We start from the raw sequence: 16,185 nt of genomic DNA on the forward strand, positions 1-16,185 counted from the left end.
TGCTGGCGCGGTTGTCTCAGTGCAATCCAGCAGCCTTGCAGGCTTCGACGAACGTTGCGCCTTTCTTGTCCATGGCGGTCTTGACCATTTGATTGGCTTTTACCAATGCAGCGCTGGGCTTGGCCCATTGCTCAGGAGGCAACGGCTGAGACCATGCCTGCACTTGTTCCGGAAGCGTAGGCCGACCTTTGCGATGCGCCCATTCGGCAAGTAAGTAAGGCATTTTCCAGAAGCTCAGCACGCGCCAGATATACCAGCGGCGAAGCGGCCAACGGGATCGTTTGGAGTATCCATATTGCTCGCGCTGTTCAGGCGTCAGGTCGTCCCCGCCATCGTCCAGAGACCCCATCGCACGCGCATCTTCACGCTCTATTTCAAAGCTGTGCAGCCCTTCATACGGCCTTAGCCGATCCCCGGTCGGCACCAGCCCCAGCGCTTTAAGCATTGGATTCGGGACATCAACGAGTTGACCGTCTTCCATGTAATTGCGAATGGATGCCCACATTCCCAAGGCGTGTGCATCACTGGCCTGTTGCAGCAGCAGAAATTGCACTTTGTCCTGTTCGTCATCTTCCAGACCCATACCAAAAGTGTACTGCCGGGTGGCTCCGTAACTGGTGATGCCTTGCGTGTTGGAGACCCAGGCGACGACGCGTTCCCAAGGAGTGATCAATACACGATGGGTTTTGCTGTCGACGTAGCAGACTTCGCGGCGTTGACGATTGAAACGAACAGGGTAGGTTTTTGTTCCTTTGAACACGTCGGAGAGCATTCCGTATAAGTACGCGCCTATCGGAAGAAACAGAAGAAGCGACCCCGTCGCGAAGACCGGCAAGATACCTCTGAGTGTCTCAAAAAAACTCCGCTCAATGCCGGGAGGCTGGAAAACTACGAGCCAAGTTGAAATAAGTACAGGGACGACGAATGCCGTCCCCAGGATCATCCAGATTCCTGCTGCGAGTATTTTTCCTTGCTCTACCATCCCCCAATTGTTGCCACCCAACTCTAGATAGGTGTCGTTCATCTCCGAAAAATTACGGCGTGATGACTGAGGCTGACCGGTGTAAACGGGTAAAGGCGACAGGAACAGGGTCTCGCTTAAACTGCTGACGCGGATTTCCCCGGCGCAAGGTCTCCGGCTGCGGATGTCCGGTTCAGACTCGGCTGCATCATGACGATTTTTACGCGTGAATAGTGCCTTAAACATCGACAGTCGCCATGTCTTCTTTCCTTAAAAATATGAACTGAGTCTTGCCTGTTCCAGTCGGCATTGTGTCAACAGAATCGACTTTAAACGTGCCCAGCGTCGGGTCTTGCCTGTAAGGCGCACCAGTAATGTGCCAGTCGCTATTCCTGAAAATGGTCTGATGCATGATGTCGCGTTCGGTCTCCAATTGGTAACCGATGTTCAAAGCCAAGGCAAAGTCCTTGGTTTGCAAAAATTCGCTGATGGGCAAATGGAGTGTCAATGCTTCTTGTCCTTTGCTCGCCACAATGAAGCGAGTGACCCAAACGGCGGTAGCTTCTTTCCAGATCAGAGGAAATGGTCCCGGGCCAAGATGTCTGTTTTTGGTTTCACGGTATTGTTCGTAAACCTGTAATCGCAATTTACGGCTATCCATTTCCTGGGTGCAGACACCCGGCAATATCACTTTCAGGTAGGTCTGCCGGAGTTGCGGGCGGACCAACTCACAAGTTGGTTTCTGCACGACTTTCGCCAGTTCATTCCACTCGTCCTGAACGTTACGATTTTTGGTCTTAAGACCCCAGACACTGCTTTCCATCCATTTTTGTAAATCATCCAGATTGAAGTAATTGTAAAGGCTCTCGCCCACCAGTTGCAGCGCGGTGGCGATCAATCCGATTAGATTGGCGCGTACGCTGATCGCCAAAATACGTGGGCTGGCCTCAGCCCACGCCAGTGCGCGTAGCCCTGCTGGAGCTTTCATGATGTTAGTGGCTATGGCAGTCGTGTGTTTAGCTGCCCACGTATTGGTACCGACCAGTATTCCATCACCGGTAATTTGCAATGTAGTGGCTCCCAGGCTTTTGTAGTCGCCCTGCGTCAACGCTTTGCCCCATTGCAGTGAGTGTTTGCCCAAGTCAATTGCTGCCGCCGCGACGCCAAACGCATATGCCCCCAATCCCGCAATGCTGGTCCAGCGACCTAAACGGCTCATTGTGTTGAGCTTCCCGGCAGCACTCTCCATTTGTTCTATATGAGCCTGAAATACCGTTACAGATAAACCTTGAACAGACGCGAAACCCGCCGCTGACATCCCCACGAATGCCTCAAACGCTGCGAGCTTGTCAGCTAGAGTAGCGGTGCTTTTCGCATTCATTGACGTCATCGCTTCAATAAACTTTTGCCCTTGAATCACAAACAATACAAACGCGATTCCGTCTCCTTTGGATTTAAGAACTCCCTCCAGCGGTTTTTTGAGTGTTCCTGTTGCCCTGAAATCACGCACAGTTCGGCCCATCTCCGCACGTAACTGCGGGTCCAGACCCTCTATCACTGTGCCGATTTTCGCAGGACCATCGCCGCCGACAGTCAAGGCGTCACTCAGCTTTTCTTCTAGCGGTATCAACTCTTTTTTCAGTTGCTCGATGCGTTGGTTTAGAAGCTTTGCAGTGTTGGGCGCCGCAGAATCGGCAGCTTGTCGGGCCAACTCCCGATTGCGCTGTTTGTAAGTATCTTTTAATTGGCTGCGCAAGTTCAGCGCCTGTTCTCGAGCCTGAGTGAATGCCGCGAGCTCCGCCGATGTGGCTACGCGTAGCGTCAGCCCCCGACGGGAAAATTCACGCAACATTTGCAAGCGTGCCGGTGCGCCGATTTTGCGGATATAGCGGTTGGGGTCGATGTTTTGTCCGCGGCTGAATGCTGAACTTGTCTTGTCCAGTTCATCGGCAAGTTGCATCTCACGGGCCGGGTTATAGGCTCCGTCCAGCATGCTTTGCATGCCCTTGAACTGCGTGTCCAGTTTGGTGAAGTTGGGCAGGTGCTCGCTCATCAGGCTGTGGAACTGGTTGGTCAGCACATTGATGTTGGCGAGGTTTTCCTTGGCCGAGATCACGTTGATAGTGAAACTGCTCAAGTCCGCCAGTTTTTTTGAGAGATCGACTTGTGAGGCAAGGGTGAGGGTGTCGAGCCCCGGAACCGTTATGAGCAGGTTGGCTTCCATGTAGGCGGCCATTTTCGCAACGGCCGCTGGATCGGCGCACATCGCGGCCACGCAGACAAACTCGGTCTCCAGACGATGTTTGATCTGCGCATCGAGATTAAAGTCGTAGTACCAGGCCGCGCGGTGGAAGTAACCGCTCGTGAACATATTCAACCGGTCTTCCCGTATGTTGTTCAGGCGTCTGTGCCAGTGACTCAGCAGCATTTGCTGTTTTACGACAAAGGCCTCCATCTCTGCGCGATTGACCAAATCGTCAACGCCACGCTGACCAAGTTCCTTGCCGTGCATTGAGTAATAGCTTTGCAGGCTCAGTTTATTCAAGGTGTCCTGGTGTTTACGGTAGAGCGAGTACCCCATGGAGTCCCAAAGGTCGACGAGGGCGCGGGCATAAGGATCTTTATCAGCCACTTCTCGCCAATACGCTTCGGTACCGAAGATCCCGGGATTGCGGTTTTCTCGACGAACCCTCAGGTATTCATAAATCTGCGCTTGTTGTGCTTCGTTAGTGTCGTCTTTGAGTGCCTGGATATCCGGATCGGTTTTGCTCAACGCCTCCAGTCGGGGCCCGTTTACGTCATACAACGACTGGATATAGGAACCGGTGAGGTACTGTGCCTGGCACTGGTCATCTGAGCTCCATTGCTCGATCCAGTCGGCCACTTTCAACTGGGCACTGGCCAGATCACGCATGACGCCGATGTCGTCGCGCAGTACCAGAAACAAGTAATCATCCTTGTAAGCGCCTTGTACTTTGCTGGTCAGCGTTTCGAGGGCAGTGCTCTGGAATAATGGCTGATCTTCCCAGTGGTAGGCCTGTGTTTCTTCGGGGTTGACGCCTTCGGGGAGGGCGGATATCTGTGCCAGATCGACAACCCCCGATGAATCGCGCTCTGAGGCGTTTTCTGCTACTTCGGCGACCCATTTTTGCGCCTGCTGCTTGCTCAACAAATGCTCGCCACCCTTTTCCGGGCAGGCGCTTGCCAGTTCGAGCTGTTGCATCAAGCGCTTGCGCTCATCCTTGGAATTGAGCACTTGCGAGCATTTGAAGGCCGTCCACTGAATCTCGGAGTAGCTGGCGTACAAAGTGTGTTGGCGCGTGAACACCAGATACGGCTCACCGACCGAACTGGTTCGGGTGTCACCCGACACTTCCTGACTGTTCCACAGTAGTTTGGTGATCTGGCCTTTCTCGATGCGGTATTCGTGCAGGTAACCGGTAGTGCCATTGACGATGTACAGATAGCCGTCGCGCAGCAAGCGAATACCCAGCGGCTGGCTTTTGGTTTTGTACGGCATCGACAGCTCGGAAGCCGGATCAAGGTGCTGAACCAGACCGTAGCGCAGCGGCAGCAGTTGCACTTTCTTGTTCATCAGAGGGCATAGGCCCATCGGCACGCGAGTGTCCTTGGACGGCTTGGCCATCGCAGCAGTATTGGCACTGGGCTTTGGTATTTGATGAGCAGTCACGATAGGCTTCCTTGTCGATCGGCGGCACGGTATTCGGCCAGTTCTGCAGCGCGTTCCACGCGTTTGAGTGGTACTTCAGGCGTTGATTCCGTCAGTAGCTGAACGAGGTCGGGATGATCAGTGACCGGCTCACCGGCGAGGTAACCGAAGACGTTCGCGTAGAGAGTGATTTCCTGTTCGGAAGTGAAGCCCTTTTGATAGGCGTTATCCGCGAGCGCTTGAGCGTAAGGGCGTCGATCCTCTGGTGCAAACGTAGCCATGAAGTCCGCGAAGTAAGTATGAAGGTGCTCATTCAGACCTGAGACGAAGTTACGAAACTCGACTTCACCCAACGCGGTGAGTTCCTGATCCGTCAAGCGATAGGTATCGGGTTCAGTAGTGGCGGGTTGAGGGCGGGTGTGTTGCTGCCAGTTGATTTCAACACTGTCCGGCAGGCAGACATGGCTTATCGGGCCAAACCAGCGCGCGCTGCTGGTTTTTTCAGCCAGGCCAAATAGCTGATGCATCACCGCGGGGTCGGCGATCCGTGGCATGACTTCGATACCGCTCGGGTGTTCCACGCTGAGTAGATTGCGCCAATGTCTCCATAGATCATGAGCATCAGCGTCGCTAAAAAGCAGATAACCCCATTCCTTAGATGCATGTTCTTTGAAGTACGCCAAGAGCGGATCGCTGGCGCCCTTCAGCGCGATCAAATAGGGCGAAATATCTGCCAGGTCCTGCCAGCGAGTGGACTGGTACAGGCTGTAGGCCTGGTTGTCCCACTGAAACAATTGCTGCGCAAGGTTGGGAACACTGACGCCATCCAGCAGCAGAAAGGCTGGAGTTTTCCATGGCAGATCATTCGGGAGCGGCGGTAGCTCGATCATTTACTGTGCCTTCTTTTGCGCGGCCAGTTTGGCGGCTTCGCATACTGCACAAATCGGCTTCTTCTGCAGTAACGCCTGCCGCTGCGCAGGCACCAATACCTGCCCAGCCTTATCCGCATCCGCCTGCTTCAACGGCCCTGGCATCAGCGGGGCGGCGCCGGTGCCGCTGCCGGGGCTGCCGCCGGAGTTCATGTTGATCACCGGGCCGCTCATGGTCACGCCGCCGGCGTCGATCTTGATGAAGCTGCCGCCGCCGACCAGGGTCAGCTCGGCGCCGGCTTCGAGCACGACTTTCATGCCGCTGCTCAGGTGGATTTCCTGGCCAGCGTCGATGAACTGGCCGGTGCCGATCTTGATGTGCTGGTTCACGCCAACGGTCAGGTGGTCGTTGGCGCGGGCTTCGACTTTGCGGTCGGCGTAGACGGTGTGGTGTTCTTCGGCCTTGAATTCGGTGTAGCTGTTCTGCTCGACGGTGTCGTGGCGTTCGTTGCCGACGCGGATCTTCTGGTCGTGTTCGATGTTCTCATCCCAGTCGCGCTGGGCGTGGAGGAAGATCTGCTCCTGACCTTTCTTGTCTTCGATGCGCAGTTCGTTGTAGCCACCGCCACCCATCGAACTCAGGGTCTTGAAGGTGCTGCGAGTCTTGTTCGCCGGCAGATCGTACGGAACGGTGTTTTCCTTGTGGTACAGGCAGCCGCTGATCAGTGGTTGATCGGGGTCGCCTTCAAGGAAGGTGACCAGTACTTCCATGCCAATGCGCGGGATGGCGATGCCGCCGTACTGGGCGCCGGCCCAGGCGCTGGAGACGCGCAGCCAGCAACTGGTCTTGTCGTCAGCCTGGCCTTCGCGATCCCAGTGGAATTGCACTTTGACCCGACCGTACTGGTCGCAGTGGATCTCCTCACCTTTGGGGCCGGTGACCACGGCGCTCTGGCTGCCGAGGATGCGCGGTTTCGGGTGGCGCAGGGGCGGGCGGTTCGGCACGTCCCACGGGGTGGCCTGGAAGCGGTTGCGATAGCCCTGATGGAAGTCGTCCTTCAATGCAGTGGTGTCGCTGGTCACCGACTCTTCGAGCACTTGCGGCTGCTTGCCTTCGTGCAGGACTTCGGTCAGCAGCCACAGGTCATTCCATTTGGCTTTCGGGTGCTCGGTCAGGGCGAGGAAATGGCCGCTGACCAGCAGCGGCTGATCACTCTTGCCTTCGGCGAGCTGGAAGTCGCTGCGGTGGCGTTCGAGGGCGCGTTTGGCCAGGTGTTTGCCGCGCTCGCGGTCGATGAAACGGCCCGGGTAGTCGTAGTCTTCGAGATCGGGCAGGGCGTCGCCACGGTTTTCGCTTTCCAGCGTCAGGCGTGGTTTTTCGAAGTCGTAATCGCGGCGCGTGGTACGGCTGGTGCGGGTTTCCAGACGCAGGTCGAAGCGCTTGATCACCGGGTTGCTGGCGACCATGCCGGAATCTTGCTGGTAGGCCACTGGCTTGAGTTTCGGGAACACTGTCTGGTCATCGCCGAACACCAGCTTGTGCGCCGTGGCGCTGTGCTGGAAGTGGTAGTGAATACCTTCTTCCTCGCACAGGCGCTGGATGAAATGCAGATCCGATTCATCGTATTGCACGCAGTAGATGCGCTCGGGATAGATGGAACCTGTCTTGAATTCGTAGGCGTTGCTTTGAATGCCGTGCTCTTCGAGGACCATGCCGATGATTTTCGGCACCGTGAGGTTCTGGAAGATCCGCTGGTTGACGCGGTGCGCCAGGTACGACAGTTGCGGGCGCAGGGTCACCGAATAACGGGTCAGGCGTTTGCCCGAGTCACCTTGCGCGGCGCGGTAGATCTGGCCGTGGATGCCGCTGCCATCGGGCGACAACTGCAGAAAGGCCGGTTTGTGCAGCAGGGTTTCGAGGTCCAGCGACGGCTGCTCACTGACCAGCTCCACCTCAAAGACAAAAGGCTGGCTGATGGCTTCCCGGCCGGTCAGGGTGAATACCTGAAAATCGGCGGAGAGCCCTTCGATGGTCAGGGCAAAGTGGGTTTCATTGGCCGGCGCGAACATCCCTTGTTCCTCGTGCTGTACAGCGGCGCTCGTCGACGGCCGCAAAAAACGGCTCAACGTACGCGAAATTCTGGAGGGGCGTAAACAACATCGACCAGCAGGGCTGGTCGATGCTTGTAACGATCAGCCGTAATTAAACGACTGGAGCACGCCAGTCATCGGAACCCGAAGTACCGGATACTTCGTGGGTCCAGGTGATTTTGCGGTAGGTGAACTGCACTTCTTCCAGGTGGGTGAAGTGCGAGTTGCCTGGATCCTGGCAGTTGTGCATTTTGTTGTTGATGGCGACGATGATCGCGTCTTCCAGTTTGGTGGTGTAGTAGTGCTCTTGAGTACCTTGAGCAGAAGTACGGTACCACTGGATAACGATTTCGCTCATGCGCTCGCCGGAGGTCAGAGCAGCTTGCAGCAGAGGCGAAGCCTTGTCGTAGACCTTGGTGATGATCACTGGCTTGTGAACGCGCTGACCGGTTGGCTGACCGGATTGTGGGTCACGCGGGATGATCACGTCGTGGCTGAAAGCCTGAACCATGACCTGGTCTTCGTGGCCTTCCTGGTAGGTGTTGCCAACGGAGTCGGCGGTGAAGGCGCCGGCAGTGATCAGGCCTTGTTTTTCGCCGGTAACCGACATGTACGCTGGTGTTGCCATGGGGTGCTCTCCTTGCGGATAAATTTAGGGTGCCCGGGAGGCGAAATCGCCCGGTGGGTGCCTGACTGTTATCAAGGAGCGTGCCAGGTTTGCCAAAGTCTCCGTGATGCGGGGGTTAAACTGCTCTAAAGCTCATGTTTCAAGATGTTTCATGCCAAAATAAGGCGAAAAATGCGCAACTTCTTGCGCAGTGGTGTGCAAGAAGTTGCGCACTCGGCTACAGGCTCCGGCACATGGGCTCTGTAGCAATTCGAGTAGCGAAAAAACGCGATCAAGTGCGCAAGAAGTTGCGCATAAAGGCGTATTGCCATTACTTGGCGAGATGTCGAGGGCCGCAAATGACCGATCGAGCGCCCTTTTTGCCGTTCCATCTCTGGCACACCAGCCGGGATTGTCGGCCAGACCCACCCCAGAGCCTCCCCGCGAACCACGTCGGGCCGGCCCGAGGGTTAAAAAGCGTCTTATAAATGAAACACCGCCCTCGGCTATACTCCCCGCATTTCGACTTACGGCACGAGGAATCACTGTGAAGAACTGGACGTTGCGCCAACGCATTTTGGCGAGCTTTGCGGTGATTATCGCCATCATGTTGCTGATGGTGGTCGTTTCGTATTCGCGCCTGCTGAAGATCGAGGCCAGTGAAAACAGCGTGCGTGATGACGCGATTCCCGGCGTCTATTACAGCTCGATGATTCGCGGTGCGTGGGTCGACAGCTATCTGCAGACCCAGGAACTGCTTGGGCTCAAGGAAGGTCAGGGGATTTCCAGCGAGGACGCGGCAGACTACAAGGCGTTTGAGGCGCGCTTGCAGGAGCAGATGGCCAACTATCGCAAAACCATGGCCACTGACGAGGACCGTAGCGAATTCGCCGCGTTCGAGAAGTACCACGATGCCTACATCCAGATTCAGGATGCCGTGCTGGACCTGCATAAGCGCAACCTGGAAGCGGACGCGGTCAAGATGTTCACCGAGAAGCTGACCCCGGCCTGGTATTCCGGGCGCATGAAACTCAACGACATCATTGGCGAGAACAAGCGGGTCGCTGATCAGGCCATGGCCAACATCGACGAGGCGGTGGCGGCGGCCAAGGTCAGCATGTTCGTCTCGCTGTTGGTGGCCGTGCTCGCAGCCGGTGCCTGCGGTCTGCTGCTGATGCGCGCGATCATGGCGCCGATGAACCGCATCGTGAAGATCCTCGAAATCATGCGTACCGGCGACCTGAGCAGCCGCCTGAATCTGGACCGCAAGGACGAGTTCGGCGCGGTGGAAACCGGCTTCAACGACATGATGACCGAGCTGACTTCGCTGGTGTCCCAGGCCCAACGCTCCTCGGTGCAGGTGACCACTTCGGTGACCGAAATTGCCGCCACCTCCAAGCAGCAACAGGCCACCGCCACCGAAACTGCGGCCACCACCACCGAAATCGGCGCGACCTCGCGGGAGATTGCCGCGACTTCGCGGGATCTGGTGCGCACCATGACCGAAGTGTCCACCGCCGCCGATCAGGCCTCGGTGCTCGCCGGTTCCGGCCAGCAAGGCCTGGCGCGCATGGAAGACACCATGCACTCGGTGATGGGCGCGGCCGATCTGGTCAACGCCAAACTGGCGATCCTCAACGAGAAGGCCGGCAACATCAATCAGGTGGTGGTGACCATCGTCAAGGTCGCCGACCAGACCAACCTGCTGTCGCTCAACGCCGCCATCGAGGCCGAGAAGGCTGGCGAATACGGGCGCGGTTTTGCCGTGGTCGCCACCGAAGTGCGGCGTCTGGCGGATCAGACCGCCGTCGCCACTTACGACATCGAACAAATGGTCCGCGAGATCCAGTCGGCGGTGTCTGCCGGGGTGATGGGCATGGACAAGTTTTCCGAAGAAGTACGCCGGGGCATGGCCGAAGTGCAGCAGGTCGGCGAGCAGCTGTCGCAGATCATCCATCAGGTGCAGGCGCTGGCGCCGCGGGTGTTGATGGTCAACGAAGGCATGCAGGCCCAGGCCACTGGTGCCGAACAGATCAACCATGCGCTGGTGCAGTTGGGCGACGCCAGCAGCCAGACCGTCGAGTCGCTGCGTCAGGCCAGTTTCGCCATTGACGAACTGAGTCAGGTGGCCGTCGGGCTGCGCAGCGGCGTTTCGCGATTCAAAGTCTGATGAGCGAAATCACTGCCAAACGCAGCGCTGCGCCGGTGGCGAAACAGGCGTTGTTCCTGCTGTTTCGCATCGGCAGCGAGCGGTACGCCTTGCGCGCCACCGAGGTCGCGGAAGTGCTGCCGCGCCTGCCGTTGAAGCCGATTGCCCAAGCGCCGAACTGGGTTGCCGGGGTGTTTGCCTATCGCGGCACGGTGGTACCGGCGATCGACCTCAGCGCGTTGACCTTTGGTCAACCGGCCGAGGCGCGCACCAGCACCCGGCTGGTGCTGGTGCATTACCGTCCGGATGAACTGCAGCCGTCGCACTGGCTCGGGCTGATCCTTGAGCAGGCGACCGACACCTTGCGCTGCAACCCCGAGGATTTTCAGCCGTATGGTCTGGACAATCGCCAGGCACCGTACCTCGGCCCGGTGCGCGAAGATGCCCATGGGCTGGTGCAGTGGGTGCGGGTCAACGACCTGCTGGATGACGCGGTGCGCAGTCTGCTGTTCCCCGCGCCGCATGAGGCGCAGTCATGAGCAGCGATCAGCGTTTTTTCGATTTCCTCAAGGAACGCATCGGCCTGGATGTCACCTCGGTCGGGCCGGCGATCATCGAGCGCGCGGTGCGCCAACGCACCACCCTCTCGCAAGCGGCACACAGCGATGAATACTGGCAACTGCTGCAAGGTTCGCGGGACGAACAGCAGGCGCTGATCGAAGCGGTGATCGTTCCCGAAACGTGGTTTTTCCGTTATCCGGAATCCTTCGCCACCCTTGGCAAGCTGGCGCGCAAGCGGCTGGACGAATTGAACAACATGCGCGCGCTGCGCATTCTCAGCCTGCCGTGCTCCACCGGTGAAGAACCCTATTCGATTGCCATGGCCTTGCTTGATGCCGGCCTCAAACCGCACCAGTTCAAGGTCGACGGCATGGACGTCAGCCCGCTGTCGGTGGACAAGGCGCGACGGGCGCTGTACGGCAAGAACTCGTTTCGGGGGCAGGATCTGGATTTCCGCGAGCGTCATTTCACGGCCGAGCAGGACGGCCATCGAGTCAGCGATGCCGTACGCGAACAGGTGCGTCTACAGGCCGGCAATGTGCTGGACCCGACGCTGCTGGCGGGTGAGCCGCCGTTCGACTTCGTGTTCTGCCGCAACCTGTTGATCTATTTCGACCAGCCGACTCAGAAGCAGGTGTTTGAAGTGCTCAAGCGTCTGACTCACGTTGATGGCGTGCTGTTCATCGGCCCGGCCGAGGGCAGTCTGCTCGGGCGTCTGGGCATGCGCTCGATCGGCATCCCGCAGTCGTTTGCCTTCAGTCGACACAATGATCCGGTACCGGAACCGCTGTCGTTGCCGACCCCGACGCCATTGCCCGTGCGCCAACCGTTGCGCAGTCCGCCGCCGCCACTGCCGGTGCGCCCGCGTCCGTTTGCCAGCGTTGCACCGTTGCCTGTCAGCAGCAAAAGCGCCAACCCGGACGCGGCGACCTTGCTCGCCAACATCGCCGCGCTGGCCAACGAAGGCAAAAGCGCCGAGGCCCGTGCGGCGTGCGAGCAATACCTGCGCAGCCACGAACCGGTGGCGCAGGTGTTCTACTGGCTCGGCCTGCTCAGCGACGTGGCCGGCGCCGCGCTCGAAGCCCAGAGTCATTACCGCAAGGCCTTGTATCTTGAACCGCAACACCCCGAAGCGTTGATGCATCTGGCCGCGTTGCTGCAGGCCCAGGGTGACAGCGCCGGTGCCAGACGATTGCAGGAACGCGCCGCCCGCAGCGGCCGCACCGCCGACAGTGAGCGTAAACGATGATCCCGTCCGACACCTTGAACGTCACCCACGAAGACGCCCGGGCCATCGATGATTGCTGGAACCGTATCGGTATTCATGGCGACAAGTCGTGCCCGTTGCTGGCCGAGCATATTCATTGCCGCAACTGCGCGGTGTATTCCGCCGCTGCCACGCGCCTGCTCGACCGTTATGCGTTGCAGCAGGACGAGCGCGACCCGGTGGCCATCGCGGTCGAAACCGACGTCAAAACCCGTTCGTTGCTGATGTTTCGCCTCGGCGAAGAATGGCTGGGACTGGCCACCCGTAGCCTGGTGGAAGTGGCACCGCTGCAGGCAATTCACTCGCTGCCGCACCAGCGTTCGCGGGCCTTGCTCGGCGTGGCGAACGTGCGCGGGGCGTTGGTCGCGTGCCTGTCGCTGGTCGAGTTGCTCGATCTGGATGGCAACGCCGCACCGGCCACTGGCGCGCGGATCATGCCGCGCATGCTGATCATCGCCGCCCACGGCGGACCGGTGGTGGTGCCGGTGGACGAGGTCGACGGCATCCACGCCATTGACGAACGTATTCTCGACGCTGCCTCGCGTGCCGGCGCTGAACACCACAGCACGGCCAGCGCCAAATACACCCGTGGCGTCCTGCAATTCCGGGGCCGCAGCCTGCGTTGGCTGGATGAAGAACAGCTGCTGTCCGCCGTGACCCGGAGCCTCACATGACCCCCGAGCAAATGCGCGACGCCTCGCTGCTGGAGCTGTTCAGCCTGGAAGCCGAAGCCCAGACCCAGGTGCTCAGCAGCGGGCTGCTGGCGCTGGAGCGCAACCCGACTCAGGCCGACTATCTGGAGTCGTGCATGCGCGCGGCGCACTCGCTTAAGGGCGCGGCGCGGATCGTTGGCATCGACAGCGGTGTCAGCGTCGCCCACGTGATGGAAGATTGCCTGGTCAGCGCGCAGGAAGGGCGGCTGTTGCTGCGTCCCGAGCACATCGATGCGTTGTTGCAGGGCACCGATCTGTTGATGCGTATCGCCACGCCGGCCAATGCTCCGCAAGCGCCGGACATCGAAGCGTATGTGGCGTTGATGGGCCGCCTGCTCGACCCTTCTGCGGCGCCCGCAGTCGCGCCGCCGCCCATGGCCGAATTGCAGATGCAGGCGCCGCCGGCTGCACCAGCACCGATTGAAACCCCGGCGCCAGTGATCGAGACACCGCTGGAAGCCTCCGATCCGGCACCGCCCAAGAACAAGCGCACCACCGAAGGTGGCGAACGGGTGCTGCGGGTCACCGCCGAACGCCTGAACAGCCTGCTCGACCTGTCGAGTAAATCGCTGGTCGAAACCCAGCGCCTCAAGCCGCATCTGGCGACCATGCAGCGTCTCAAGCGCATGCAGAACAACGGCCTGCGGGCGCTGGAAAGCCTCAATGTGCACCTCAAGGAGCACGCGCTGAGCCTTGAGGCACAGGAAGCGCTTGAAGATGCGCGGCGCTTGCTGGCCGAGTCCCAGCAATTGCTCGCGGAAAAGAACGCCGAACTTGACGAGTTCGCCTGGCAAGCCAGCCAGCGCGCGCAAGTGCTCTACGACACCGCGCTGGCCTGCCGCATGCGCCCGTTCGCCGACGTGCTCACCGGTCAGGTGCGCATGGTTCGGGACCTGGGACGCAGCCTGGGCAAACAGGTAAGGCTGGAGATCGAAGGCGAGAAGACCCAGGTCGATCGCGACGTATTGGAAAAACTCGAAGCGCCGCTGACTCATCTGCTGCGCAACGCCGTCGATCACGGCATCGAAACCCCGGAACAACGCCTGCTCAAAGGCAAATCCGCAGAAGGCCTGATTCGCCTGCGGGCCTCGCATCAGGCGGGTTTGCTGGTGCTGGAACTGAGTGATGACGGCAATGGCGTCGATCTGGAAAAGGTCCGCCGCAGCATCGTCGAACGTCAGCTGTCGCCCGCCGAGACGGCGGCGCAGTTGAGCGAAGAAGAACTGCTGACGTTCCTGTTTCTGCCGGGCTTCAGCTTGCGCGACACGGTGACCGAAGTGTCCGGGCGTGGCGTTGGTCTCGATGCGGTGCAGCACATGGTGCGGCAACTGCGCGGCGCGGTGGTGCTGGAGCAGACGGCGGGCGAGGGCAGCCGCTTTCATCTGGAAGTGCCGCTGACCCTGTCGGTGGTGCGCAGTCTGGTGGTGGAAGTCGGCGAGGAGGCTTACGCGTTTCCGCTGGCGCATATCGAGCGCATGTGTGATCTGGAGCCACAGGACATCGTACAGATCGAGGGCCGTCAGCATTTCTGGCATGAAGGCCGACACGTCGGGCTGGTCGCGGCCAGTCAGTTGCTGAATCGTCCGGCCAGTCAGAGCAGCGGCGAAACCCTCAAGGTCGTGGTGATCCGCGAGCGTGACGCGATCTACGGGGTGGCGGTCGAGCGTTTTGTCGGCGAGCGCACGTTGGTGGTGCTGCCGCTGGACGAGCGGCTGGGCAAGGTTCAGGACATTTCCGCCGGGGCGCTGCTCGACGACGGTTCGGTCGTGCTGATCGTCGATGTCGAGGACATGCTGCGCTCGGTGGACAAGCTACTCAACACCGGGCGGCTGGAGCGTATTGCTCGCCATGGCAATCAGGCCGCCGAAGTGGCGCGCAAACGGATTCTGGTGGTCGATGACTCGCTGACCGTGCGCGAGTTGCAACGCAAGTTGCTGCTCAATCGCGGCTACGACGTGGCGGTGGCAGTGGACGGCATGGACGGCTGGAACGCGCTGCGTTCGGAGGACTTCGATTTGCTGATCACCGACATCGACATGCCGCGCATGGATGGCATCGAACTGGTCACCCTGTTGCGCCGCGACAACCGCCTGCAATCGCTGCCGGTGATGGTGGTCTCGTACAAGGATCGTGAAGAGGACCGGCGTCGTGGACTGGACGCTGGCGCCGACTATTATCTAGCCAAGGCCAGTTTTCATGACGACGCCCTGCTTGACGCAGTGGTTGAGCTCATTGGAGGAGCGCGGGCATGAAAATCGCAATCGTCAACGACATGCCCCTGGCGGTGGAGGCTTTGCGCCGTGCGCTGGCCTTCGAGCCGGCGCATCAGGTGGTCTGGGTCGCCAACAACGGCGCCGAGGCCGTGCGTCTGTGCGCCGAAAACACCCCGGATCTGATCCTGATGGATCTGATCATGCCGGTGATGGACGGCGTCGAGGCCACGCGACGGATCATGGCCGAGAGCCCGTGTGCCATCGTGATTGTCACGGTCGACCGCCAGCAGAACGTGCACCGGGTCTTCGAAGCCATGGGCCACGGCGCGCTGGACGTGGTCGATACCCCGGCCATTGGTGCGGGGAACGCGCAGGAAGCGGCGGCGCCGTTGCTGCGCAAGATCCTCAACATCGGCTGGCTGATCGGCGAGAAAACCCCGCGCTCGCGCCCGGTGCCGACGCCCCACCGCAGTTCGGCGTCGTGCAAGCGCCTGGTGGCGATCGGTTCGTCTGCCGGCGGGCCGGCAGCGCTGGAGGTGCTGCTCAAGGGCCTGCCACGCAATTTCTCGGCAGCCATCGTGCTGGTGCAGCACGTGGATCAGGTGTTTGCCGCGGGCATGGCCGAATGGCTGGCCAGCGCCAGCGGTCTCGACGTACGTCTGGCCCGCGAAGGCGAGCCACCGCAGGCCGGCGCGGTGCTGCTGGCCGGCACCAACCACCATATTCGCTTATTGAAAAACGGCACGCTGGCCTATACCGCCGAGCCGGTCAACGAAATCTACCGGCCTTCGATCGACGTGTTTTTCGAAAGTGTCGCCAGTTACTGGAACGGCGATGCCATCGGGGTTTTGTTGACCGGGATGGGACGCGACGGGGCGCAAGGGCTTAAGCTCATGCGCCAGCAGGGTTATCTGACCATCGCGCAGGACCAGCACAGCAGTGCGGTGTACGGCATGCCCAAGGCCGCAGCGGCGATCGATGCTGCCGTCGAAATCCGTCCACTGGAAAAGATCGCGCCACGGTTGCTGGAGGTTTTCCCCAAATGAACAGGCTATTCCGCAATCCTGGCCCCCGCAGTATTCAG

The 16,185-nt window shown here is 59.6% G+C and carries 11 protein-coding genes; 6 read left to right on the top strand and 5 right to left on the bottom strand.

What is annotated here, in order from left to right:
• Positions 1-16: 16 nt before the first annotated feature.
• The 5 genes from AC1RBR_RS05515 to AC1RBR_RS05535 all read right to left on the bottom strand — a co-directional run bounded on the left by AC1RBR_RS05515 (position 17) and on the right by AC1RBR_RS05535 (position 8,219).
• Positions 17-1,207: a DUF6708 domain-containing protein gene (locus AC1RBR_RS05515; protein ID WP_492563360.1), complete on the bottom strand. Its 1,191-nt coding sequence runs from the start codon at positions 1,205-1,207 to the stop codon at positions 17-19.
• Positions 1,200-4,652: a toxin VasX gene (locus AC1RBR_RS05520; RefSeq protein ID WP_492563362.1), complete on the bottom strand. Its 3,453-nt coding sequence runs from the start codon at positions 4,650-4,652 to the stop codon at positions 1,200-1,202. The genes AC1RBR_RS05515 and AC1RBR_RS05520 overlap by 8 nt, the downstream gene beginning before the upstream one ends.
• Positions 4,649-5,521, bottom strand: coding sequence for a DUF4123 domain-containing protein (locus AC1RBR_RS05525; RefSeq protein WP_492563363.1), 873 nt, complete (start codon positions 5,519-5,521; stop codon positions 4,649-4,651). Before AC1RBR_RS05525 ends, AC1RBR_RS05520 begins: the two co-directional genes overlap by 4 nt.
• Positions 5,522-7,570, bottom strand: coding sequence for a type VI secretion system Vgr family protein (locus tag AC1RBR_RS05530; protein WP_492563364.1), 2,049 nt, complete (start codon positions 7,568-7,570; stop codon positions 5,522-5,524). It lies immediately after the preceding gene.
• Between the two features lie 133 nt (positions 7,571-7,703).
• Positions 7,704-8,219 (bottom strand): Hcp family type VI secretion system effector, encoded by a 516-nt coding sequence (locus AC1RBR_RS05535; RefSeq protein WP_003226246.1) that lies wholly within the window; start codon positions 8,217-8,219, stop codon positions 7,704-7,706.
• Between the two features lie 526 nt (positions 8,220-8,745).
• Between AC1RBR_RS05535 and AC1RBR_RS05540 the strand changes: the two genes are divergently transcribed.
• Genes AC1RBR_RS05540 through AC1RBR_RS05565 form a run of 6 tightly spaced genes read left to right on the top strand, consistent with a single transcriptional unit; the run spans position 8,746 to position 16,147 of the window.
• A complete protein-coding gene (locus AC1RBR_RS05540) occupies positions 8,746-10,368 on the top strand; it encodes a methyl-accepting chemotaxis protein (RefSeq protein ID WP_095138313.1) in 1,623 nt (540 codons plus the stop codon).
• The gene (locus AC1RBR_RS05545; protein ID WP_166496633.1) at positions 10,368-10,886 is read left to right on the top strand and encodes a chemotaxis protein CheW; all 519 of its coding nucleotides are present in this window, start codon (positions 10,368-10,370) and stop codon (positions 10,884-10,886) included. The genes AC1RBR_RS05540 and AC1RBR_RS05545 overlap by 1 nt, the downstream gene beginning before the upstream one ends.
• Positions 10,883-12,157: a CheR family methyltransferase gene (locus AC1RBR_RS05550; protein ID WP_492563367.1), complete on the top strand. Its 1,275-nt coding sequence runs from the start codon at positions 10,883-10,885 to the stop codon at positions 12,155-12,157. The genes AC1RBR_RS05545 and AC1RBR_RS05550 overlap by 4 nt, the downstream gene beginning before the upstream one ends.
• Positions 12,154-12,849, top strand: a complete 696-nt coding sequence (locus AC1RBR_RS05555; RefSeq protein WP_456018788.1) for a chemotaxis protein CheW — start codon at positions 12,154-12,156, stop codon at positions 12,847-12,849. Before AC1RBR_RS05550 ends, AC1RBR_RS05555 begins: the two co-directional genes overlap by 4 nt.
• The gene (locus AC1RBR_RS05560; protein ID WP_492563369.1) at positions 12,846-15,140 is read left to right on the top strand and encodes a hybrid sensor histidine kinase/response regulator; all 2,295 of its coding nucleotides are present in this window, start codon (positions 12,846-12,848) and stop codon (positions 15,138-15,140) included. The genes AC1RBR_RS05555 and AC1RBR_RS05560 overlap by 4 nt, the downstream gene beginning before the upstream one ends.
• Positions 15,137-16,147 carry a chemotaxis response regulator protein-glutamate methylesterase gene (locus AC1RBR_RS05565; RefSeq protein WP_095138318.1) on the top strand — a complete coding sequence of 337 codons (1,011 nt, stop codon included), beginning with the start codon at positions 15,137-15,139 and terminating at the stop codon, positions 16,145-16,147. Before AC1RBR_RS05560 ends, AC1RBR_RS05565 begins: the two co-directional genes overlap by 4 nt.
• Positions 16,148-16,185 lie beyond the last annotated feature (38 nt).

Source organism: Pseudomonas sp. GW823-FHT01D03 (assembly GCF_058798255.1).